This window comes from Salinisphaera aquimarina (assembly GCF_042643355.1).
Lineage (GTDB): Bacteria > Pseudomonadota > Gammaproteobacteria > Nevskiales > Salinisphaeraceae > Salinisphaera > Salinisphaera aquimarina.
In genome coordinates, this window is the sequence record NZ_JBHRSS010000004.1 from 39,662 (window position 1) to 61,646 (window position 21,985).

At 63.3% G+C, this 21,985-nt stretch carries 17 protein-coding genes; 3 read left to right on the top strand and 14 right to left on the bottom strand.

All coding sequences use genetic code 11. The features are described 5' to 3' along the window. Positions 1–25 precede the first annotated feature (25 nt). The 3 genes from ACFOSU_RS10575 to ACFOSU_RS10585 are packed head-to-tail and all read right to left on the bottom strand — an operon-like array spanning position 26 to position 5,945. Entirely contained in the window at positions 26–1,444 is a 1,419-nt protein-coding gene (locus tag ACFOSU_RS10575) for an efflux transporter outer membrane subunit (protein ID WP_380689339.1), read from the bottom strand. Continuing rightward, the gene (locus tag ACFOSU_RS10580) at positions 1,441–4,635 is read right to left on the bottom strand and encodes an efflux RND transporter permease subunit (RefSeq protein WP_380689342.1); all 3,195 of its coding nucleotides are present in this window, start codon (positions 4,633–4,635) and stop codon (positions 1,441–1,443) included. The genes ACFOSU_RS10575 and ACFOSU_RS10580 overlap by 4 nt, the downstream gene beginning before the upstream one ends. Continuing rightward, positions 4,632–5,945, bottom strand: a complete 1,314-nt coding sequence (locus ACFOSU_RS10585; protein ID WP_380689344.1) for an efflux RND transporter periplasmic adaptor subunit — start codon at positions 5,943–5,945, stop codon at positions 4,632–4,634. The genes ACFOSU_RS10580 and ACFOSU_RS10585 overlap by 4 nt, the downstream gene beginning before the upstream one ends. 215 nt (positions 5,946–6,160) lie before the next feature. Here ACFOSU_RS10585 and ACFOSU_RS10590 point away from each other — a divergent pair, with 215 nt between their 5' ends. After that, entirely contained in the window at positions 6,161–6,772 is a 612-nt protein-coding gene (locus tag ACFOSU_RS10590) for a TetR/AcrR family transcriptional regulator (protein ID WP_380689346.1), read from the top strand. 189 nt (positions 6,773–6,961) lie between these two features. After that, positions 6,962–7,864, top strand: a complete 903-nt coding sequence (locus tag ACFOSU_RS10595) for a ribokinase (protein WP_380689349.1) — start codon at positions 6,962–6,964, stop codon at positions 7,862–7,864. Here the strand turns inward: ACFOSU_RS10595 and ACFOSU_RS10600 are convergent. The 8 genes from ACFOSU_RS10600 to ACFOSU_RS10635 all read right to left on the bottom strand — a co-directional run bounded on the left by ACFOSU_RS10600 (position 7,861) and on the right by ACFOSU_RS10635 (position 16,671). After that, positions 7,861–8,673, bottom strand: a complete 813-nt coding sequence (locus tag ACFOSU_RS10600) for a triose-phosphate isomerase (protein WP_380689351.1) — start codon at positions 8,671–8,673, stop codon at positions 7,861–7,863. The two genes, ACFOSU_RS10595 and ACFOSU_RS10600, sit on opposite strands and share 4 nt — an antisense overlap. Further along, entirely contained in the window at positions 8,636–9,115 is a 480-nt protein-coding gene (locus tag ACFOSU_RS10605; protein WP_380689353.1) for a ribose-5-phosphate isomerase, read from the bottom strand. Before ACFOSU_RS10605 ends, ACFOSU_RS10600 begins: the two co-directional genes overlap by 38 nt. Beyond that, a complete protein-coding gene (locus tag ACFOSU_RS10610) occupies positions 9,112–10,854 on the bottom strand; it encodes a dihydroxyacetone kinase family protein (RefSeq protein ID WP_380689355.1) in 1,743 nt (580 codons plus the stop codon). Before ACFOSU_RS10610 ends, ACFOSU_RS10605 begins: the two co-directional genes overlap by 4 nt. An 83-nt stretch (positions 10,855–10,937) precedes the next feature. Then, a complete protein-coding gene (locus tag ACFOSU_RS10615) occupies positions 10,938–11,903 on the bottom strand; it encodes a D-ribose ABC transporter substrate-binding protein (protein WP_380690012.1) in 966 nt (321 codons plus the stop codon). Positions 11,904–11,961: 58 nt separating this feature from the next. Continuing rightward, a complete protein-coding gene (locus tag ACFOSU_RS10620; protein WP_380689357.1) occupies positions 11,962–13,137 on the bottom strand; it encodes an ABC transporter permease in 1,176 nt (391 codons plus the stop codon). Positions 13,138–13,162: 25 nt separating this feature from the next. Beyond that, positions 13,163–14,701 carry a sugar ABC transporter ATP-binding protein gene (locus ACFOSU_RS10625; RefSeq protein ID WP_380689359.1) on the bottom strand — a complete coding sequence of 513 codons (1,539 nt, stop codon included), beginning with the start codon at positions 14,699–14,701 and terminating at the stop codon, positions 13,163–13,165. Continuing rightward, positions 14,698–15,360: a DUF2291 family protein gene (locus ACFOSU_RS10630; RefSeq protein ID WP_380689361.1), complete on the bottom strand. Its 663-nt coding sequence runs from the start codon at positions 15,358–15,360 to the stop codon at positions 14,698–14,700. The genes ACFOSU_RS10625 and ACFOSU_RS10630 overlap by 4 nt, the downstream gene beginning before the upstream one ends. A gap of 183 nt (positions 15,361–15,543) precedes the next feature. After that, positions 15,544–16,671: an alcohol dehydrogenase catalytic domain-containing protein gene (locus tag ACFOSU_RS10635; protein WP_380689364.1), complete on the bottom strand. Its 1,128-nt coding sequence runs from the start codon at positions 16,669–16,671 to the stop codon at positions 15,544–15,546. 443 nt (positions 16,672–17,114) lie between these two features. Between ACFOSU_RS10635 and ACFOSU_RS10640 the strand changes: the two genes are divergently transcribed. Continuing rightward, positions 17,115–18,101 (top strand): sugar-binding transcriptional regulator, encoded by a 987-nt coding sequence (locus tag ACFOSU_RS10640; RefSeq protein WP_380689366.1) that lies wholly within the window; start codon positions 17,115–17,117, stop codon positions 18,099–18,101. A 271-nt stretch (positions 18,102–18,372) separates the two neighbouring features. Here ACFOSU_RS10640 and ACFOSU_RS10645 read toward each other — a convergent pair whose 3' ends face one another. The 3 genes from ACFOSU_RS10645 to ACFOSU_RS10655 form a co-directional block, all read right to left on the bottom strand. Then, positions 18,373–19,104 carry a YbaY family lipoprotein gene (locus tag ACFOSU_RS10645; RefSeq protein WP_380689368.1) on the bottom strand — a complete coding sequence of 244 codons (732 nt, stop codon included), beginning with the start codon at positions 19,102–19,104 and terminating at the stop codon, positions 18,373–18,375. Positions 19,105–19,221: 117 nt separating this feature from the next. Further along, positions 19,222–19,890, bottom strand: coding sequence for a DNA-3-methyladenine glycosylase I (locus ACFOSU_RS10650; protein ID WP_380689370.1), 669 nt, complete (start codon positions 19,888–19,890; stop codon positions 19,222–19,224). 256 nt (positions 19,891–20,146) lie between these two features. Next, positions 20,147–21,949: an NAD(P)-binding domain-containing protein gene (locus ACFOSU_RS10655; RefSeq protein ID WP_380689372.1), complete on the bottom strand. Its 1,803-nt coding sequence runs from the start codon at positions 21,947–21,949 to the stop codon at positions 20,147–20,149. Between the last annotated feature and the right edge of the window lie 36 nt (positions 21,950–21,985).

Below are 21,985 nucleotides of genomic sequence, written 5' to 3' on the forward strand. Positions count from 1 at the left end.
GAATTGGCGTCTTAGGGCACAGCAATCACTTTGCTGAAAGGTAGGTGAAATCGGGCTGGCCGACGCCGCCGAGCGCCTTGTATACCCCGGCGACATTGACATTGACCCTTGCTTCCGAGGCCGCGACGGCATCCTCGGCCTCGAGCTGGATGCGCTGAGCATCGAGCAGGTCGAGAAAATCAACGGCCCCGGCCCGGTATTGCACCGCTGCCAAATCGGCGGCACGACTTGCGGCTTCGGCCTGTTCGACCAGGCTCTGCAGCCGACGCTGTTCCTTGGCGTACGCGGTCAGACTGTTCTGGGTATCCTCCAGCGCCACGAGCACGGCCTTGTGATATCCGGTGAGCGCCGCATCGGCCTGGGCTTCGCTGGCTTTCAGCCGCGCCCGCAGCGACCCGAAGTCGAAGGCGGCCCAGCTCACCGTCGGCGTCACCGACCAGGCCCGGCCGCCATCGGCGCCGAAGTTGAACAGGTCAGCGGAACCGCCGGAAAGAAATCCCACGAACCCGGTCACATTGACGCGGGGGAACAGATCGGCGGTCGCCACGCCCACGCGTGCGGTTGCGGCGGCCAGCCGTCTCTCGGCGATCCGCACGTCGGGTCGCCGCCGCAGTAGGTTGGCGGGATTGCCGATCGGAAGCGCTTTCGCATAGGGGGCGATGCGTACGGGCACGAGTTCGTCATCCAGCGCGCCGGGACGCTGGCCGAGCAGGACCGCGAGCCGGAACGCCGCGCGGCGCTCGGCAGCCTGCAGCGGCGGGATGCGCGCCTCCACGGCCTTGAACTGAGAACGACTGCGAAACACGTCCAGTTGCGAGATGCTGCCGATCTGGTAGCGGACCCGTGTCTGTTCCAGTGTTTCTTTCGCGTTGTCCAGATTATGTCGGGCGACCGCGATGCGACGCTGGGCGCCGCGCAGCTCGAAGTAGTTACGCGCGACTTCGGCTGCCACCATGACCTGAGCCGAGCGCAGCGCCGCTTGCTCGGCTCCGAGATCCGCCCTCGCCGCCTCTACCGAGCGCCGCACATGACCGAACAGATCGATCTCCCAGGTCGCGTCGAAGCCGAGACGGTACTGCTCGGTCTCGACGGGCCTGTCACCGAAGCCGGGCTGCTGCTGATCGCTACGCGTATAGCCCGCTTCGATCGGTACATGAGGCGCGTAGTCGTATTTCTCGCCGCTGAACACGGCACGCGCCTGACGCACGCGATCCACTGCCAGTTGCAGATCCAGATTGGCGCCCAGCGCCCGTGTCACCAGCGAATCCAGCTCGGCGTCGCCGAACTGGGCCCACCAGGCGGCTTCCGGGCCCCGATCGACGAATGTGCCCTGCTCCACCGCCTGCAGTTCGGCCGGCGGCGTGACCGGCGGCGTATAGTCGGGACCGACCGCACAGGCGGCGAGCAACAGCGACGCCAGCACCGATAAAAGATAACGCGTCATGACCGCTCTCCGGTCGGCGCCGGTAGTACCCGCGCATCGGCACGCGCCGCGCGTCGGCGGGCGAGCCGTCGTGTCGCCTTGCGCACCAGCAGGTAGAACAGCGGGGTCAGCATCAGGCCGAAGAAGGTCACGCCGATCATCCCGGAGAATACGGCCACACCCATCGCCCGCCGCATTTCCGCGCCGGCACCGGTCGAGGTCACCAGCGGCACCACGCCCATGATGAACGCCATCGACGTCATCAGGATCGGGCGCAGCCGCAGGCGGGCCGCATCGAGCACCGCACGCAGCGGTCCTTCACCTTCGGCCTCGCGGTCGCGGGCGAACTCGACGATCAGGATGGCGTTCTTGCTGGCCAGACCCACGAGCACGATCAGCCCGATCTGGGTGAAGATGTTGTTGTCGCCGCCCGAGATCTGCACCCCGAGCAATGCCGAGAACAGCACCATCGGCATGATCAGGATTACCGCCAGCGGCAGCCCCAGACTCTCGTACTGAGCCGCCAGCACCAGGAACACCAGCACCACGACCAGCGGGAAGATGAGCATGCCGGTATCGCCGGCCAGAATCTGCTGATAGGTCAGATCGGTCCACTCGAAGGTCATGCCGTTCGGCAGGGTCCGTTGCGCTACCCGCTCCATCGCCGCCTGGGCCTGACCGGTGCTGAACCCCGGCGCCGGCCCGCCGTTGATCTCGGCCGTGCCGTAGCCGTTGTAGTGCATCACCCGATCCGGTCCGGAGGATGCGTTGAGCGTGACGAAAGCGCCTAGCGGAATCATGTCGCCGTTGGCGTTACGCGTCTTCAGGTGCAGGATGTCGTCGGGTTCGAGCCGGAATTCCGGCTCGGCCTGCACGTTGACCTGGTAGGTGCGCCCGAAGCGATTGAACTGATTGACATAGAGCGAGCCGAGGTAGATCTGCATGGTGTCGAACAGCTGCTGCAGATTGACGCCCTGGGAGATCGCCTTGTCCCGATTCACCTCGGCGTCGATCTGGGGCACGTTCTGCTGGAAGCCCGTGAACAGGCCCTGCAGCGCCGGATCCTTGTTGCCGGCCGCGATCAGTTTCTGGGTTTCTTCATAGAGGGCGCGCGAACCGAGATCGGCCCGATCCTCGATCTGCATGCGAAAGCCACCGATCGTGCCCAGACCGTTCACCGGCGGCGGCGGGAATACCGCCACGAACGCACCCTGGATGGCCGCGAACTTCTGATTCAGTGTGGCGGCAATCGCGTTGGCCGACAGATCATCGCTCTCACGCTCGTCGAACGGATCGAGGGTCACGAAGACGATGCCGGTATTGGGGCTGTTGGTGAAGCCGTTGATGTTCAGACCGGGGAACTGGACCGCGCTTTCGGCGCCCGGCTGATCGGCGACGATATCGCCCATGCGGCGGATCACCGCTTCGGTCCGATCGAGTGTCGCCGCATCCGGCAACTGGGCGAAGGCGACCAGATACTGCTTGTCCTGCTGCGGCACGAAACCGGTCGGCGTCTGGCTGAAACCGACTCCGGTGAGGCCGATCAAGACGGCATAGAGCAAGACCGCAATGCCGCCCATACGGAACAACCGGCCGATGCCACGCACATAGCCGTTGGACGCGGCCCCGAAGAATCGATTGAACGGACGGAACAGCCAGCCGAACAGGCCGTTGATCAGACGCGTCAGACGATCGGGTGCGGCGCCCTTTTCCTTGAGCAGCAGCGCCGAGAGTGCCGGGCTCAGAGTCAGCGAGTTGAAGGCCGAAATGACCGTGCTGATCGCGATCGTGAGCGCGAACTGCTTGTAGAACTGGCCCGACAGGCCACTGATGAAGGCCGTCGGCACGAATACCGCGCACAGCACGAGCGCAGTGGCAACAATCGGCCCGGTCACCTCGCGCATGGCCTGGCGCGTGGCCGCGACCGGCTCGAGCCCGTTCTCGATGTTGCGCTGGACGTTCTCGACGACCACGATCGCGTCGTCCACCACGATGCCGATCGCCAGCACCAGCCCGAACAGCGACAGCGCGTTGAGCGAGAACCCGAACAGATACATCACCGCAAAAGTGCCGATCAGCGATACCGGCACCGCAATCAGCGGGATTATCGACGCGCGCCAGGTCTGCAGGAACAGGATGACCACCAGAACCACGAGCACGATCGCCTCCAGCAGCGTGTGCACCACGTCTCTTATGGACTCGCGCACGAACACGGTCGGGTCGTAGACGATCTGGTAGTCCATCCCCTGCGGGAAGCTCTTCTTGAGCTCGGCCATCTTCGCCCGCACCAGCTCGGATATCTCGAGCGCGTTGCTGCCCGGTTGCTGGAACACGGGAATCGCGGCCGCCGGCGCGTTGTCGAGCAGCGCCCGAAGGGCATAGGTGTCCGCGCCGATCTGAACCCGCGCGATATCCTTCAGATGCGTGATCTGCCCGCCCACGCCGGTCTTTACCACGATGTTCTCGAACTCGTCCGCGGTCGTGAGCCGGCCCTTGGTATTGATCAGTAGCTGGAAATCGGCGCTGCTGCGCGTGGGTGGCGCACCCAGCTGGCCTGCGGCCACCTGGATGTTCTGGTCGCGAATCGCCTGTACCACGTCACCGGCCGTCATGTTCCGGCTGGCCAGCTTTTCCGGGTTCAGCCAGATGCGCATCGAGTACTCGCCGGCGCCGAAGACCTGCACATCGCCCACGCCGTCAAGGCGGGCCAGTTCGTCCTTGACTCGCACGAGCGCGTAGTTGGCGAGATAGAGCCGGTCATAGCGATCGTTGGGCGAGACCAGATGCACCACCATGGTCAGGTCGGGTGATGCCTTCTTGGTGGTCACCCCGAGACGCTGGACCTCTTCCGGCAGTTCCGGCAGCGCCTGGGCGACACGATTCTGTACCAGCACCTGTGCCTGGTCCGGATCGGTGCCGAGCGCGAACGTGATGGTCAATGTCATCACGCCGTCGGCCGTCGCCTGCGAGGACTGATAAAGCATGTCCTCGACGCCGTTGATGGCCTGCTCCAGCGGCCCCGCCACGGTATCGCCGATCACCTTGGGGTTGGCCCCCGGATAGCTCGCCTTGACCACGACGGTCGGCGGCACGACTTCCGGATACTCGCTGATCGGCAGCAGTGGCAATGCCAGCAGGCCCACCAGCAGAATGAGCGTCGACAGCACGCCCGCGAAGATCGGGCGGCTGATGAAGAACTGGGAGAGCTTCATTTCGTGTGCCCCGTCACCGTGGCGAGACCGCGTGCGTTATCGACATAGAGCGCGGGCAACGTGCGCGACGATAGCTGTGTCGGTGCTGGTGTCGGCGTCGGCTCGACCGGGATCGGCTTGGCCTCGACCTGGGCCAGCTGGCGCATGGCAGCGGCATCGGCGACCATCGACGCCCGCGTAGGCGTGACGGTCTGGCCGGGCGTGACATGTTGCAGGCCGTTGACGACGATTACGTCGCCTGGATTCAGGCCCGAGCGGACCACCCGCAGGCCGGCAATCGTCGGCCCCATCTCAACCCGTCGGTACTCGACCTTATTGTCGGACTCGAGCACCAGCACGAAGCGCTTGTCGAGATCGGTGCCGATGGCGCGATCGTCGATCAGCACGGTATCGGTTGCGCCGCCGCCGACCAGACGCATGCGCGCGAAAAGCCCGGGCGTGTATTCCCCGTCGGCGTTGGCGAATTCGGCTCGCGCCCGAATCGTGCCGGTATTGGCATCCATCTGGTTGTCGACGAAGTCCAGGTGACCCGGGTGCGGGTAGCCGGTCTCGTCCACGAGCCCCATGAACACGCCGGTCACGTCCTCGTCTGCGCCGTGCTGGATAAGGTTCGCGTAACGCAGATAGGCCTGCTCGTCGACATCGAAGTAGGCGTAGATCGGGTCCTGGGAAACCACCGTGGTCAGCAGCGTGCTGCTGTCGACCAGATTGCCCGCGGTGATGATTGCCCGCGAGACACGCCCATCGATCGGCGCCCGCACCTGCGTGAATTCCAGATTCAACCGCGCGGCCTGCAGTTCTGCCTCGACCGAGCTCAGCTTGCCTTTGGCGGCGCGATTGGCGGCCTTGAACTGGTCGTAGTCCTGGGTCGAGATCGCATTGGCCTGGCGCAGTTTGCCGGCGCGCCGGAAATCGGCCTGCGCGAGCGCGAGCGACGACTCGGCCTGTTCCTGTTCGGCGGCCAGTCGATTGACTTGCGCCTGATATGGCCGGGCATCGATCTGGAACAGCAGATCGCCCTTGTGCACGATCGCGCCATCGTCGAACGCGACCCGATCGATATAACCGTTGACCCGCGGATGCACGCGCACCCTGTCCACCGCCTGAAGACGACCGGTGAATTCCTGCCACTGATGCAGCGGCTTGACGATGACCGGTGCGACAGTCACCGCTGGCGGCGGTGCAGCCGACGGCTGCGCCTGGGCTGCGGTGGGCTGGTACAGATGATAGGCCACGGCGGCCACGACCAGCAGGCTCGCCAGAGCGACGATCCTGATCGTGCGACGTGACCGCCCCTTGGATTTATGCATGAGAACTCCCTTCTACAGTCCCGAGTGACCCGGGACCGGTTGAGCCGGCCGGGATGCTTTCAAACCCGGTCGGCTGCTTGACATCGCTCGGCAAGAAGCCGATTCTTTCGGAAATGTTACTGGTCTGTAACGTCTTGGATCGAGAAGTTAGTGACCGGTCAGTAACATGTCAAGAGAAAATATGTGCGAATGCACAACGAAAGAGATAAACCGCTGTGAACGAAGAAGTTATTTCCCGAGAAAAAAAGCCGCGGGTGCGCGACAAGATCTTTGCCACCGCATGCGACCTGTTCTACAAGCACGGCATCCGCGCCGTCGGCGTCGACGCGATCGTGTCCGAAGCAGGCACCAACAAGATGAGTTTCTACCGGGCGTTCACTTCAAAAGACGATCTGGTCGCGGCGTATGTCCGCCACAATGTCCACGACGGCATCGCGCACTGGGACGCCATCCTGGATGCGCACCGGGGTGATCCCCACGCACAGATCGAGGCGCTTTTCGAAGCACACTTGATCGAAACCTGTGCACAGGCCTCGCGTGGCTGTTCTCTTTCAAACGTCGCCGTGGAGCTTTCCGAGGCAGAGCATCCCGCCAAGACGATCATCGAAGAGTACAAGGCCGAGATGCGGAGTCGGTTCAGAGAACTTGCCAGCGAGATGGGCGCGCCGCGTCCGGAAGCGCTGGGCGATACCCTGATGCTGCTCTGGGAAGGCGCTTATCTCTCCCCGCTCACCTTCCATGGCCGGCACGGGCCGGCACAAAATGTCGCCAACGCCGCGGAAGCGGTGATTAAGGCATTTGTTCCTCAAGCCGACGAAGACAGCTGAGCGCGCAAGCAAGCGGCTTCGGTTCAATGTGAACAGATTAATTCGGCCGCACTCGCGCTACGGCAGGTGTGTTCGAATTGTCCCCGTCCGCAATCGAAACCCGCTGTTCATGACTGCAATTGATCCGAATGCCGCAGACACCCGACCCTGCCGGGTCTGCCGGTCCGGTTCGCTACCGAGGGCCCGCTCGTGATCGTGGTCGCCGGCAGTGCCAACACCGATCTGGTCGCGCAGGTGTCGCATTACCCGGGCGCAGGCGAGACCCTGATTGCATCGGATTACGCCGTCTATCAGGGTGGTAAAGGGGCGAACCAGGCGGTTGCGGCGGCACGGCTCGGCACGCCGGTGCGCTTCATTGGCGCCGTCGGTGATGACGATTTCGGCGATCGGATATTGACCGGTCTGGTGACCGAGGGCGTTGATGTCCACGCCGTACGGCGTTGTCCGGGAAGCAGCGGGCTGGCAATGATTACCGTGGATCAGACCGGGGAGAATCGTATCGTGGTCGTGCCGGGCGCCAACGGCCAGCTCGATGGCTCGGGCGATCTTCGCCCGGCGATGGTCGGCGCCTCTGCCCTGCTGGTTCAGCTCGAGACTTCGCCCGGGTTCGTCAACGCAGCCCTCGCGGCCGGCCAAGCCGCAGGCGCGGAGATCATACTCAACGCCGCCCCCGCGGCATCACTGGCCGGTTTCGATACCGATGCGGTGGACTGGTTGATGGTCAACGCGGGCGAAGCGGCTTTCCTGCTGGGCGAGGCCGCGGGCGGTACACGTAGCGAAACCGCGGATCAGGCGCGGCGTCTCGGGGCGCATTATGGCTTCGGCGTGATCGTTACGCTGGGCGCCGACGGCGCGCTCTGGGTCGATCGCGATGGCGGCGACCGCCATATGCCCGGCCGGGTCTGCGAGGTCATCGACACCACCGGCGCCGGTGACACTTTCGCTGGCGCCTTCGCCGCGGCTCGAATCAAGGGACAGTCGATCGCAGACGCGATCCGCTGGGCCGGCGTCGCGGCCTCGTTGTCGGTCGGCCAGGCCGGCGCGCGCACGGGGATGCCCGATCTCGCGAGCGTCAGGGCGGCACTGGACTAAGCCGACATCAGCTCGGCGGCTTCATCCAGGACCCGCTCGAATGCTGCTATGTCGTGGGCGAAACGGCCTAGGAACAGGCCGTCGACCGCTTTGCCGAGCGCTGTCAGCGTGCCCGGCGCGGCGCTCCCGCCGTAGACCAATGGGGTACCGGCCATGCCGGGCCGATCACCGAGGCTGGCCTTGATGCCGCACGCCACTGTGTTCACATGCGCCGAGCTAGCGGCCGCCGGCTGGCCAATCGCCCAGCGTGGCTCATAGGCCACGACAATTGGCGTGGCCCGGCCGAGTTCGGCCAGCGAAGCGTTGAGCTGCTCGATACAGTACGTGGCGGCGGCGTCGGCCGGACCCGATTCCGGCTCGCCGATACAAATCCAGGGAATCAGGCCATTGCGCGCCGCGGCGGCGACCTTCTTCGCCACGATGGCATTGGTCTCGCCAAACAGACCGCGGCGTTCGGCATGGCCGATCTCGACATAGCAGCAGCCCATGTCCGCCAGATCGGCGCCACTGACCGCGCCGGTATACGCGCCCCGGTCCGCCCAGAACAGATCCTGGGCGCCAAATACAACGGGGCCATCGGCACAGGCCACCATGGAAGATTCCATCGCCGGCAGGCTCGGGAAGATGACAAGTTCGACTCCACCGGAGCGAACGGCCGGATGCCGCTTCGCGATTCCAGCCACGGCAGCGCACCATTGCCGGGTGCGCTGCCGGTCGAGATACATCTTGAAGCTGACGCCGATGTGCATGAGGGGCCGGAGCGTGATCGGCTCAGACCGAGCTGTAATCGCCGACTTTCTCGTACTCATCGATCACCGCCACTTTCTTTGCCGATGACGAGTGCGCGTCGAAGCGATAGGTCAGCCACTCCCGGGTCAGGCGCCGGGCGAGTTCCAGGCCGATCACGCGCTGGCCGAAGCACAGCACCTGGGCGTTGTTGGAGAGCACGCCGCGCTCGACGGAATAACCTTCGTGTGCGGTGACCGCCCGGATTCCAGACACCTTGTTGGCGGAGATCGCCACGCCCAGTCCGGTGCCGCAGATCAGCAGTGCCCGATCGGCCTCGCCCGACGCGACCTTCTGCGCGGCGGCGATGGCGACCGTGGCGTAGGGGGTGTCGGCTGCCTTGTCGACGCCCATGTCCTCGACCGACGCGACCGCGTCGCTTGCTTGCATATCGGCCTTCAGGGCTTCCTTGTAGTCAAAGCCGGCATCATCTGAACCGATGACGATTCGCAGCTTGTCGCTCATGTTACGTCCTCGTGAATGGATTCCAGGGTAGTCGCGGTCGAAGCCACGATCATTGCGAACGAAACCGCACCCGGGTCGGCGTGCCCCACGCTCTTTTCACTGTGGTTCTTCGCCCTGCCCTTGCGTGGTTTGAGCGCCGCAGTGGCAGCGGCCGCCTGTTCCGAGTGTTTGGCGGCGTGTCGCCAGGCCTCGCGCAGACACGTGCCGGCCTCGACCTGCTCGGCGAGCGCGTTCGCGAAAGGCTGCATCGCATCCAGCATCGTCTTGTCGCCGATATCGGCGCCGCCGAGGCGCATGATGGCGTCGGTGGCGTCGCGTATGCCCTGAACGACGGCGGCCGCGGCGACGCTGTCGCTGTCACCGATGGCGGTCCCGACGCAACGCAGCCCCAGGCCCCATAGCGCGCCCGAGGTGCCACCGGCTTCGTTGGCCCAGGCATCGCCGGCTCGTGTCAGCACCGTGCCCGCACCACAGCCTTTCTCGACCGCGCGGCGCGCGGCCGCCAGTGCGGCGCGGGTCCCGGTTGTCATGCCGATGCCGTGGTCGCCGTCACCGGAAATGGCATCGAGCTTGCCCAGATCGTCGGCCTCGGCCTCGATCCTTGCCTGAATGGCTTCGATTACGGCGAGCACGCCGGCAGCGTCCGACCGCGACGCTTCGCTCGACGGTGGCGCCGCCTGTTCGTGGATGGCGGCGAAATCGTCGGCATCTCGCGGCTCGCCCTCAAGCGGCACGCCGCCACGGCGATATGCCGGCGTGGTGGCCGGCGCCGTCCAGGCGGCTTCGAGCGCGTCATCGAGCCAGAACAGCGTCAAAGACACGCCGGCCATCTCGAAACTGGTGACCAGTTCGCCCACCTCGGGTTGCACCACGGTCAGGCCGGCCTGTTCCAGTCGTTGCGAGACGCGCCTGTAGAGTACGAACAATTCCTCGTACTTTACCGAACCCAAACCGTTGAGCATCACACCGACTCGGGGCGAGGCGGCCCGCTGATTGTCGTTCGGGCGCTCGCCGAGTAGCCGGTCGACGAGCATGTCGGCCAGATCGTCGGCGCGGGGCATGTCGACTTCCTCGATGCCCTGCTCGCCGTGGATGCCCATGCCCACGCCCATCCGGCTTTCAGGCACCGTAAACAACGGTTCAGAAGCGCCCGGTAGCGTACAGCCCGAAAACGCCACCCCGAACGAGCGGGTTCGGTCGTTGGCATGACTTGCGAAATCGTGGACGGCGTCCAGCGACTTGCCCTCGGCGGCGGCCAGAGCGGCGGCACGGAATACGGTCAGATCACCGGCGATGCCGCGGCGTTCGCCAGCCTTGTCGGCCGGGCCGCTGCACACGTCATCGGTGACCGCGAAACAGCGACAGGGAATGCCGTCGGCCTTGAGACGCTCCTCGGCGATACCGAAGTTGAGCACGTCGCCGGCATAGTTGCCGAACGACAGCAGCACGCCGGCATCCGAGGCCGCGGCCCGGGCCACGGAATAGATCTGCTGTGCCGACGGCGAGGCGAAGATATTGCCCATGGCGGCACCGTGCGCCAGCCCCTGCCCCACCAGACCGGCAAATGCCGGATAGTGGCCGGAGCCGCCGCCGATGACGACGGCGACCTGGCCCGGTGGCGTGCGCGTCGCCCGTACCACGCCGCCGTGCACGCGACGCACCAGATCTGCGTTGGCGGCGACGAAACCTTCGATGCTCTCGTCGACGAAGTCGGCAGAATCGTTCACTAGGTATGTCATGGATATCTCCTCACGAAAACGGCCGAGCGGCGTGGGCCTGCTGTGGTTTGCCCACGCACTCGTCGGCTCGCGGCCCTGCGGTTTTACGATTCGCTCTGCATGCTCTCGAGCGTGAATGGCGCTACGAAGTCATCGGCGTTCTTCTGGGTAATCAGCAGGCAGTCGAACAGCTGTTTCTCCTGATCGACGCCGGTGTTGCCGTTCTTGATGAAGTGATCGGCTTCGTCGACCGCCTTTTTCGAGAAGACGGCGACCGGCTGCAGCACGGTATAAGCCAATTCACCCGATTGGACCGCGTCCACTGCATCCGGCGAGCCGTCGAAGCCGCCCACCGTGACCTGGTCGAGTTTGCCGGCTTCCTTGAGTGCGGCGATCGCGCCCAGCGCCATTTCGTCGTTGCCGCTGATCAGACCGGTGATGTCGGGATGTGCCTGCAGCATGCCCTGCATCTTGTCGTGGCCCTGGGTGCGATCCCAGTTGGCGACCTGCGAGGCGGATTTCTTCAGGCTTGGATACTGACTCAGCACGGTCCGGTAACCGTTGGAACGCGTGGCCGCGTTGTTGTCCGACGGTGCGCCGGTGAGTTCGACGTAGTTGGCCTTGTCGCCTACCGCCTGTACCCACTGCTGGGCACCGAGTGCCGCACCCTGGGCGTTGTTGGATACTAGCTGGGCCTTGGCCAGCCCTTTCTGATTGATCTCGGCGTTGACAAGAAACACCGGAATACCGGCCTGCTTGGCTTTTTTCACCGAACCGATCGAACCGTCGGCGTTGGCCGGATCCAGGATGATCGCGGCCGAATTGTTGGTGATGGCGGTATCGACCAGATTGCGTTCGGTGTTGGTGTCGCCCTTGTGGGCAGCGACGTTGGCCTTGTAACCGAGATCTCGCGCTTGCGTCGCGGCCACCTGGCCCTCCGTGCGCCAGTACGGATTGGACGGATCGTTGACGATAATGCTGATCAGCTTGCCGCTGCCGCCGGAATCGGCCGCGAATGCTGTGGACAGACCGGTGAAGGTGGTCGCGGCCACCAGGGCGGCGGTGGCCATGATTATTGTTCTGCGTCGCATTGTTGGTATCTCCTTTTTGCTGTTCTGGAACGCCGACTCAGCCGGCGGTCTTCTGGGGAACGGGTTGGGCGCTGCCCTGCCCGGGAGGCCGGGCAGCGTCAATGGGTTGTGGGGCCGGCGTGGCACCGTCGTTGCCGGGTGAAGCGCTGGAGCGCCTGATGCCGCTGCGATACTCGATCGAGTTGAGCAACACGGCGAGCACGATCACGGCGCCGGTGAACACCATCTGCCAGTAGGCGGATACGCCGACGATGACCAGCCCGTCCGACAGGAAGCCGATGACGAAGGCGCCCAGCAGCGTGCCGCGCACATTGCCGATACCGCCGGTCAGCGCCGCCCCGCCGATCACCACCGTGGCGATTGCGGTCAGTTCGTAGGTGGTGCCCGCGGTTGGGCCGGCCGAGGTCAGCTCGGAGGACAGCACCAGGCCGGCGATCGCCGCACACACGCCCGACAGGACATAGACCGACACCTTGACCCGTTGCACCGGCACGCCGGACAGACGCGCTGCGCGCTCGTTGCCGCCCGAGGCATACAGCCAGCGGCCGAAGGCGGTGCGATTGAGCACGACGCTGAGAACGATCGCGACCGCGATCATCACCAGCACGCCGACCGGAATGTTGAACAGGCGGTTGAAGCCGAGCCAGTCGAAGCCGGTGTTACCCAGCGCTGCCTTGCCGCCCAGGTTGTTGTAGGTCAGGCCGTTGGTGATCAGCAGCGCCACGCCGCGCACGGCATACAATGAGCCCAGCGTGGCGACGAAGGCCGGCACTCGAAAGCGTGCGATCAGAATGCCGTTGATCAGCCCGACGAAGGCCCCCACTCCGCAGACCAGGATCGCCACGACCCAGATCGGCGGATAGAGCGTGATGCCAAGCGGCGCGATTTCGACGCCGTGGATGAAAAAGCCGGCCATCACGCCGCACAGGCCGAGCGTCGAGCCCACCGACAGGTCGATACCGCCGTTGAGGATCACCAGCAGCATCCCGAGCCCGAGCAGACCGTAGATGGCGACATGCGACGACATGGTCAGCAGGTTGTTGAAGGTGAAATAGTTCGGCGACAGATAGGAAAATACGGCAATGATCGCGATCAGGCCGAAGAAGGCACGGCCTTCGAGCAGCAGCGCGATCGGATCGACGCCGCCGAAAAGGCCCTGCCTGGCACCCTCGCCCGCGACCGGCGTCTTGGTTTGTGCGCGTGTATTGCTCATGATCGTGTTTCCTCGTGGATGAGGCTCAGGCGGCCACGGACTCGCCCGAGGCGGCCATGATCTGTTCCTTGGATGCGTCGGGTCCGAATTCGGCGACGATGTGGCCGCGGCCCATGACGATGACGCGATGGGCGATCGACAGGCATTCGTTGACCTCGGAGGTCGAAAACACCACGGCTACGCCTTGGGCGGCTCTTTGCGCCAGCAGTCTGAAGACTTCGGCCTTGGCGCCGATATCGATCCCGCGGCTGGGCTCGTCCAGCAGCAGTACCCTGGGATGGGTGGTCATCATCTTGCCGATGACGACCTTCTGCTGATTGCCGCCGGATAGAGAGCCGATCATTGCGGCCGGCCCGTCGGTCTTGACGCGCACATCGCGGATCGAATCATCGACGATGCCGCGCTCGCCGGAGCGCGACAGCAGCATGTTCCTCACGAAGCTGCCGATGCTGGCTAGCGACAGGTTGCGGCCCACGCTCATGGTCTGCACGAGACCGTCGCGCTGACGGTCTTCGGGTACGAGCACGAGTCCGGCGGCAATGCGCTGGGCGATATCGAGATAGGTGATATCACGCCCCTCCAGCAGTACCTGGCCGCCCGAGCTATGCGATGCGCCGGCCAGCGCTTCGAGCAGTTCGGTCCGCCCGGCGCCCATCAGGCCGTATATGCAGACCACCTCGCCGGCGCGCACGTCCAGGGACAGCCGATCCACGGCCGCACGCGCCAAGTTCGAAGCGTCCGGCACGGTCAGGGACTGTACCGATAGCGCCGTGTCGCCAAACTGATGGCCGGTCGGTGGCGAACCCAGGTCGAAGTTCTCGCCGACCATGTTGCGCACGATCCACGCCAGGTCGATGTCGGCACGCTCAGCTTTGGCGGTCATGCTGCCGTCGCGCAGGACCACGGCGTGGTGGGTGATCTCCAGTGCTTCTTCGAGGTGATGCGAGATATAGACGATCGCCACGCCGCGCGCGGTCAGATCGCGAATCACCTTGAACAGCACCTGAACCTCGTTGGCAGACAGCGCCGAGGTGGGCTCGTCCATGATCAGAATGCGAGCATCGACCGACAGCGCACGCGCTATTTCGACGATCTGCTGCTGGCCGACGCGCAGATCGGCGACTCTTGTCAACGGATCGATATCCTCCTCGAGCGCGGTCATCAGGGCAGCGGCCTGCCGCGCCTCCTCGGCGTAGTCGACGCCGGCGGCGCGGCGCAGTTCGCGGCCCATGAAGATGTTGTCGCGTACGGACAGGTTCGGCGCCAGCGACAGCTCCTGATGGATGATCGAGATGCCGCGTTCCTGGGCTTCGACCGTCGACGCAAAACGCACCGACTCGTCGTCGAGGATGAGTTCGCCGTCGGTGGGCTGCTCGACGCCGGACAGGATCTTCATGAGCGTCGATTTGCCGGCGCCGTTCTCCCCGAACAACGTGGTCACCGTGCCCGGGTAAATGTCGAAGTCCACGCCCTTGAGTGCGCGTACGCCGCCATAGTGCTTGACGACGTTGCGCGCGGAGAGCACCGGCTTGCCGTGATCGGGGCTGATTTCGACGTTGCTCATTGCTGCACGCTGAAACGGACTGGGGTAATCAGCCAGTTGTTCGGATTGATCAGCTGGAACGCACCGACCCCGGTAACTGTCTTGCCGGTCAGCTGATCGCGGTCGAGACCTGCGAACACCTCTTTCTTCATCGCGTTGTTGATGGCCGCGGCCGCGTTCTGATATTCGATCTGGTTCGTGAAGTCGCCGAACTCGATGTTGCCGACGCCGTCACGCAAGGTTGTGCCCATGATCGCCGGGCCGGTCTGTACGCGAAGCGTCACATCCTCCGGTACACCTTCGACCTTGACGTTGTAGATCCCGGACGTGCCCTCGCCCACCGTGCCGGTGAACTTCACCGACATGATCGGCGCGATATCGGTCGGCACCCCGTATTTCTCGACCGCGGCGGCCTTGTCATTCGCGATCGCCTCGGCGAGCTGCTGGGCCGGCGCGGCGCGCTGCTCGATGATCTTCCGTGCCTTCGGGAATTCGGTCTTGCCGTACTGTTCCGGAGAAAAGGCATCCGGCGATGCGCCGACCGACGAACCGATCGGCACGACCCGGGTATCCAGCCCCATCGCGATCAGCAGGATTATTACGGCGGCCGCACCGATCCCACGCTTGAGCGCCGGCGACATCCGCTGGCCGGGACGATTCAGGCCGGTAGTCGCGCTCATGTGGCACGCCCCGACGCGATGGCGCATGCGGTATCGACAGTGGCACGCCACGTTGGCCTCGGCCGGTGAAATATTCTTGTCATGGTCTCCTCCTGGCCTATCGGCACCCTCTGACGCGAGTCTGCTTGGACGCTCATCATTACAACTGTCCGACGAAGCCAAACTCCGGCGCCTGTTGCCGAATTAGCGGTGCGGGTCGATCGCCACCTTCAGCGACGACTCGCCCCGCTCCATCACGCCCAGCGCTTCGTGGAACTGACTCATCGGGTAGGTGTGGGTGACTAGGCCGCGCATGTCGAGCTTGCGCGTGGCGATGAAATCGATCGCCCGCGGGTAGGTGTAGGGGCCCAGATGGGAGCCCAGCACATCCAGCTCCTTGCGATCGCTGATGATCGACCAGTCGAGGGTGACCTCGGAGCCGAACACCGAGAACTCGACGAACCGGCCCAGCTTGCGCAGCATATGAATACCCTGGTTTACCGCGGCGTGGTGACCGGTGGCCTCGACGTAGATATCGCAGCCGTAGCCGTCGGTGATGTCCTTGATCTTCTGGTAGACGTCTTCCTCGGCCGGGTTCCAGACCTCGTCCGCGCCCAGGCGCCTGGCGAACTCGGCGCGCTCGGGCTTGAGATCGAGCGCGATCAGCCTGGCCGGACTCTGCAGCGCGATCTGGCCGATGATGCCCAGACCCAGCGTACCGGCACCCGCGACCACGACGACGTCGTCCGGTGTGACCTGGGCGCGGTCGGCGGCGTGCAGCGAGCAGGCCAGCGGTTCGGTGAGCACGGCCTCTTCAGCCGGCACATGGTCGGGTACCTGATGCACGATGCCTTCCCGGGTGAAGATCATGTACTGCGCGAAGGCGCCCTGGACATTGTTCTGGAAGCCATACAGGTCGTGCTTGTCACACATCCAGTACTGGCCGCGGTTGCAGAAACGACAATCCCAACAAGGCACGATCTGCTCGGAGATCACGCGGTCGCCTATTTCGACGTTCTTTGCCTCGCCTGCGCCTTCGCCCAGTGCGACCACGCGACAGACAAACTCATGCCCCGGGATCATCGGCGGCTTCACGTATCGAGGCTGGGTCTCGTCGCCCCAGAACGACGGTGCCCCGTGGTAGACCTTCACATCGGACATGCAGATGCCGACCAGTTCCACGCGGCAAAGGATTTCACCCGGCCCGGGCGTCGGCACTTCGACTTCCTCGATCCGGTAGTCGCCCGGCGCGTAGCAGACCACTGCCTGCATGAAACCGGGAATTTCGCTCGCCTGCACGGCATTTTCGGGGCGGTCGATAACTTCGGGCATGACGGGTTGGCTCCTCGGTCGTGGCTTTCGTGTCATCGCGACAAGGCATTGCCGGACGCATCATTCGAGCTTGGAAACTCGCCGCTGCGCGGTTGCGATCTCTGCCATATGTACACTTAACAGCACGGAGATCGGCTTCCGCGAGTGAACATGTGAACACGAAACGGTCATTTGTTTATGTCGTATCGATACTATTCCGTGGGTCAGAGGCGGTCAATGCGTGGGTGCTTTTTTCCGTTTTAGACTTTAGTCGACCGCTCTGTCTGCGCAATCGATCAGTTATGGCCGCTATCGCGTGTGCGATAGACGAATGGCCTCGACGGCGCAAAGTGATCACCAAAGATCATTGCTTGAACAATTGACCGCGTTGCGTTCAAATGAACGGATCGAGCCGGACGCTGTTCACCAAACGAACGGATGCCGGCGATCACCGAGAACAGACTATGCCCAGCGACGAACTCACTGAAATTGCCAAGCTCTATTACGTGGACGGCCTGACCCAGGAAGAGCTGGCCGCCAGCTTCGATATGTCGCGGGTGAAAGTGGGTCGCCTTCTCAAACGGGCGGTGAAGGAAGGTATCGTCGAGATCTGCGTTCGTCTCCAGCATCCGCCGGAAAAGACGGCGCCGCTGGAAAAAGCGCTGATCGAACGCTTTGGTATTCAGCGGGCCATAATTTCCGTCGATCACAAGGATCCGGAGCGTCAGCGCGACCTGCTGGCCGGGTTGGTCGCCCGCTATCTGGACCAGACGCTTGCCGATACGAGCGTCGTGGCCGTCGGCATGGGACGCAACGTGAGCGCGGTGCCGCAGCACGTGGTCTCGAACCAGCGCCGGCACTGCAGCTTCGTATGCGCTATCGGGGGCTCCTATCGCGGCGGCGAGGCCATGAACTCGGACCAGATCTGCCGCCATCTCGCATTACGTTTCGGCGGCGAGAGCGTGACGCTGTATGCGCCGGCCATCGTTTCCGACGAAACCATCCGCGACGCCCTGCTCGCCAACGACACCGTCCGGCAGTCGCTGAACAAGGCTCAGCACGCGGACGTGGCACTGGTCGGCGTCGGCGATATCCTCGAGGACAGCAATATGGTGCGCATGGGCTGGTTCACCAGCGAGGAGATCACCACGGTCCGTGATCTCGGCGTGGTCGGCGACATCATGGGCTACGACTTCATCGATATCGACGGCAATCTCGCGGAAACACCACTGCTGGGGCGGGTGATCGGGCTCACGATCGAGCACCTGCGCCAGATTCCGGACGTGATCGCGACCGCCAGCGAGCCGACCAAGGTAACCGGCATTCTCGGGGCTCTGCGTTCCGGCACTATCGATACCCTGGCCACCACCCAGTCGATCGCCCAGACAGTGCTCAATCTGGCGCGCGCATCCGACGGCAAACGGATACCGTCCGAGCATTCGGACGCGTGAGCGTCGCCTGATACAGGCCAGCGACAGCCACTCCGAGCCGTATTCCGAGTGTGCAGCAAGTGCCGTATTGATACCGGATCAAGCAAACGCCGTTTGCCGCTGGAGGCCGGTGCCGGGGCGACAGCAGCGCTGCCCTGCGCTGAGCAACAACGCAAGCTGAGGTTCTTGGTGAAGCTGTTCGCGAGTACAGCATCTTGACATCAGGCCCTGCCGGCACGGTTGCTTGATTGCGGCTATTCCGTGGACCGGTGACGGCGCAGAGCCCGCTGCGCTAATTGGCTTTCTGGGGCTTTTGCGTTACGTCCGTGTCGTTGCCGGTAACGACAGCCCCCTTGTTCTCCGGCTTGCCGTTGTCCGCCGCACTGGCTTCGGGTGGCACCGTAATGCCGCTGTTGGCCGGATCCCCAACTGCGTGAGGTTTGCCCTGCCCGCCTGCTGCTGTCTCGGTAAAAGGTTTGCAGTCCGCATGCTTTTCGTCGTCTATCACGACTGCCATCTGGTCGTTGCTGTTATCGAGGCTGTTGTTGTGTTCGTCTGTATACCGTCCGCCCGAGCCACTCGCGCTTTCCTTCAGAACCAGCCGGCGGTTACCGAGCTTCACAATCGCACGGTCATCGCGTTCGGCGGCGCTCAGCAGGAAACCGTCGTCACACTGATATTTCTTGAACTCGAGACTCGACTCCTTGAGAACCGGCTTGAGCTGAAGTGATACGGCATCTCTTTTCTCAAGTGGCTTGATCGTGGCCGCATCGCGCGTCTGCCAGAGGATATTGCCTTCTGTATCCAGTATTTCCGCACGCAGACCGTAACGGCCTTCCGGATCGATGAGGTCTCGTGCGACATCGATATCGAACTCGATCGGCTTCTTGCCGAGTTCATGCAACGAGCGCTCTGCCACGATACGTTTGTCGCCGCCATCTTCACGGTGCTCGAACATGCTGACGCGAGCCGTGGCGGACTTGGGCAGCGTCCGATCTCCGCTATAGGTGAGATTGCCGGTCACCTTGACCGGCTGGTTGTTTTCCGAGCCACAGGCGCTCAGGCCTGCAAGCGCGATCGCGAGCAGCGTGGATATCGCGAAACGCGTAAAAAACGTTGTTTTTTGCATCAAGATCCTGGTTCAATCAATTGAAAAAGCGAGAATTTGGCTGATCTGGCAATAGTCACGTTCCGATTGTGACTCCCAGCGATTGAATACGTCCTGAACGGCCTGCAAAGCGCCCTTACTGCTTGTCTTTCCTGCGTAGGCACCCCATTTTTCGAGCGCTCGAACGACCCAGTTCGTCAATAAAAACGTGTCTTTACCGCACATACGCAAGAAAGCGGGTGCAGAGTTGCCACCAAGCTGAGTGAAGCGCACGCGCAACGCCAGCCACAGGTCGACAATCTCGTCCTCGGGCCAACCGGCCAGCCAGACACCGAAGCTGCCGAATTCGTCGACAATGGCCTGCATTGCGATAGCGTTGTCGCGCACGGCAAAAATCTTCTTGCGGTGCCTTATCAAGCTTTCATCGCGTGACAGGCGCTGCAGATCGGTATCTTCGAGTGCGGCGACCCGCTCGAGAGAGAAGTCATCGAAGGCAATTTCGAACGCCGGCCAGCGTTGGTCGACCAGGCGATGGGTCAGCCCGGCGCGAAAGATGCGACGACACATGACCGAAAGATAACGATCGTCACCGATCATCGCGAGCGACTCGGGGGGCTCCGGGGCTATGAGACGCCCTTCGAGTATTGATGCATCGCCCAGCCGCTGGATCGCGGCCTGTTCGACGATTTTGAACTCAACCATTTATCGTGATCAAACGCCGATTTGACCAAGAGTTTACGCGATCCTGTCCCATATGCGTGACAAATTGTGCAAAACCGGACGGTATCTAGGGAAAGCCCCTGACCGATTTCAGACGCTGTGGCCCTGCGCAATGCCCATGGTTATCGGGCCGTTACGCGGCCGTGGCGCGGCTCCGCGCCTCGCTTCGATTCATTGTGACGATCGAAGCAAAAGACGGGGGCCTTTTGGCCCCCGTGTCAATCACTTCAAGCCGGAGTCAACTCTTGTGGTGGACCGTTTGCAGGCCATAAACCGGCGTTGAAAGTCCTTCCATACGGGCCTTGAGCTGCAGCGCGAGGTAGTGGGAGTAATGCCTTGATTGGGCTAGGTTACCGCCGTGAAACCAGAGGGCTTTCTGCTGGGTGGGCTTCCACATATTGCGCTCTTCGCCTTCCCAGGGCCCAGGATCCTTGGGCGTGTCGGAGCCCAATCCCCAGACCTTGCCCACCTTGTCGGCGACATCCTGCGAGATCAGATCGGCCGCCCAGCCGTTCATCGATCCGTAGCCGGTGGCGTAGATGACGATGTCCGCCGGGATTTCGCGCCCATCTTCGAGCAGCACACTGTTCTCGGTCAACCGGTTTACTTCCGAACCGCTGGCGAGCTTGATCTTGCCGTCGATAATCAGCTGAGACGCGCCGACGTCAATATAGTAGCCGGAGGCACGACGCAGGTATTTCATGAAAAGGCCGGAATTGTCGGGCCCGAAATCGAGCATGAATCCGGCGTCTTCGAGCGCGCGATAGAAATCGGCGTCCTGTTCACGAATCTCGTCGAAAACCGGCTTCTGGAAATCGGCCAGCAACGCATAAGGTATCGATGCAAAGATGAGATCGGCCTTTTCCGTCGATATCCCGTTCCGGACGGCCTCTTCGGAATACAACGGTCCGAGCGCATACTTCATCAGCGATTCGGAACGACTGATATGGGTGGACGAGCGCTGGATCATGGTTACGTCAACGTCGGACTCACACAGCGCGGCACAAATATCGTGGGCGGAGTTGTTGGAGCCGATCACCGCGACTCGCTTGCCCCGCAAGCCGTCCGGCCCCTTGTGCCGGGATGAGTGCTCCTGCACACCCTGGAATACGTCCTGGCCTTCGATGGCGGGGATGTTCGGCTTGGCCGACATTCCTGTTGCCAGCACGAGGTGGCTGGGCTTGAGTTCGATTGTCTGCCCATCGCGTTCAACGAGCACGCTCCATGTGCCTGTGGTCTCATCATATTGGGCGCTTTTAGCTTCGGTGCCGCCCCAGTAGTTGAGCTCCATCACGCGGGTGTACATCTCGAGCCAGTCGGCGACCTTGTCCTTGGGCGAAAAGACGGGCCAGTTCTTCGGAAACTTGATATAGGGGAGATGGTCGTACCAGACCGGATCGTGCAGGCACAGGGATTTGTAGCGCTTGCGCCAGGCGTCGCCCGGGCGCTCGTCTTTCTCCACGATGATCGCAGGCACGCCGATCTGGCGAAGGCGCGCGCCCAGGGCGATACCGCCCTGCCCGCCGCCGATGACCACGACATAGGGCTGGGTCTCGAACCCGAGCGTCGCCAGTTCCTCTTCGCGCTCCTCCTTCCAGGTCATCTCACCCTGCCGGTCGCCGTGCTTGGCGCCCAGGGGGCGGCTATCGCCCGCGGGCTCTTCGTAGCCCTTGAGGTCGACCATCGTCGTGAGCAGCGTCCAGATCAACCCGTCCTTCAACCGGATATAGCCATAGCCGCGCGCAACGGCCGTCTCGAACCGGATCCAGCCCTCGGCGACACCGTCCTCGACGACCGCCGGCTCGCTTTCGTCGACTTGCCAGGCATGTGGACTGACGTTGGCCAGACACTGGCCGAGCATGTCCCGAATCTGGTCCTTGCCCTCGACCGTCTTGATGTTCCAGGTGAACGACACGAGGTCGCGCCAGTAGCAGGTGTCGGCAAACAGTTCGAGCGCCGCGTCGAGGTTCTCGTCGGCGAGGGCGCTGTCCAGCGACGAGAGTACGCTCTGAATGCGGGTGGCTGCGGTGGTATCTAACATATGGAATGTCCTCCTTGGTGCGACGTTGGACGTCGT